The sequence below is a fragment of the Bacillus sp. 522_BSPC genome, from assembly GCF_001076885.1.
GTDB lineage: Bacteria > Bacillota > Bacilli > Bacillales > Cytobacillaceae > Niallia > Niallia hominis.
The window spans coordinates 1-1,700 of the sequence record NZ_JVDT01000095.1; the positions used below are offsets into that span (position 1 = coordinate 1).

1 protein-coding gene is annotated in these 1,700 nt (G+C 36.9%); it reads left to right on the plus strand.

Annotation, left to right across the window (positions count from 1 at the left end; translation table 11 throughout):
* Positions 1-337: 337 nt before the first annotated feature.
* A complete protein-coding gene (locus tag ADJ83_RS07510) occupies positions 338-1,699 on the plus strand; it encodes an IS4 family transposase (protein WP_048717268.1) in 1,362 nt (453 codons plus the stop codon).
* Position 1,700: the final 1 nt, after the last annotated feature.

The window sequence follows — 1,700 nt, forward strand, 5'->3', positions numbered from 1 at the left end:
AAAACACTCTTTTTCAAGTGTCCTAACTACAGGTACCATTTTATGTTGGAGTTTTTTTGTCTTCCTATTTTTGTATTAAATTAATTACGTTTCGCCATAGCAACCGGAAATTTTAAAGTAAGAACAGAAATATTTATTTTTTTCGTTATTTTTCACTTTATTTTTTATATTCTCAACTTTCGCACCAAAAAAATAAGTGCAAATCGTTAGTTGTATTGCGTCTATGGTCTATTAAATATGTTGCTTGACAGTGTTTAATAAAATGAAATAACACCTCATTCTTTGGTATAGTGTAATTGTAGAGAAAACACTACCATACAGAAGAGGTGCTCCCTATATGATAGACCAAAATAGCCAAAACAATCAACTACCAAAAGAACTTAATTCGGTTTTTTCTGAGCTTGAAATGAATAAACACCTGCGCCAAGCAGGAATTAAAAAATCCTTCGGTTTCAGCTGTTCCTACTTATTTCAGCTTGTTTTCTGTTTGATTTTCCAGCACAAAAATTGGTTTTCACTTCTTGATTCAAAGAAAGCCGATCAGTTTCCAGCCAAAGATGCCGTCTATCGCTTTTTAAACCAATCAACTTTTAATTGGCGCCGTTTCTTACTACTGTTGAGCATTTTTACTATTCAAAAGGTGACTCGCCTTACGAATAAAGAGCGTCCAAAAGTACTGATTATCGATGATTCTGCGTATGACCGAAATCGTAGTAAAAAGGTAGAGCTTCTCGCTCGTTGTTTTGATCATGCTTCCCTGAAAATGCGTTTCTTTAAGGGGTTTCGTATGCTCACTTTGGGCTGGTCAGATGGCTATACATTTATGCCAATTGACTTTTCTTTAGTCAGTTCAAAAAAGTCTCAAATCAATGGTATCTCTGAAAAAATTGATAAACGTACTTGTGGATACAAGCGTCGAGAAAATGCATTACAAACTGAGCCTGAACAAGTTCCTGACATGATTAAACGTGCATTAGCCAATGGGATAGATGCAAGTTATGTCCTTATGGATTCTTGGTTTACATTGCCACCACTTGTAAAGTCTATTGTGGATCAAGGATTAGACGTAATTGGTATGGTCAAAGAAACAAAACAACGTTATAACGTAAACGGGGAGATGGTTTCTTTAAAGCAACTATACCGCCTAGCTGGACCCATTCAATCCAAGAAAGGAATTCTTCGTTCCATCCATACGATCATGGCTAATGGAACACCAATTAAAGTGGTATTCATTCAAAACAGAAATAAGAAAAGCGACTGGCTTGCCATCCTCAGCACAGACTGCACTCTTTCAGAACAGGAGATCGTCCGAATCTATGGAATGCGCTGGGATATCGAGGTATTCTTTAAGGCGGCCAAATCTCTTTTGAAACTTGAAAAAGAATTCCAAAGCCGTTCATATGACGCGCTTATTTGCCATACAACGATTGTGTTTTCTCGTTTTATCGTTCTGTCGTGGCAGAATCGCTGTAATACCGATCAACGCACAATAGGTGGTCTGTTTTACGAATTATGCGATGAAGTAAATGAACTTGATTGGGCTGTCGCATTACAGCAATTGATCGAGCTTCTTCAAGATGCACTTAAACAAACGAATAAGAAAATCAAAAAAATAATTCAAAGTCAACTTGAACAGTGGATCGCTGGCCTTCCTAATTATATCAAGGCTTATTTGCCGATATCACTCTGCGAAAGTTGAG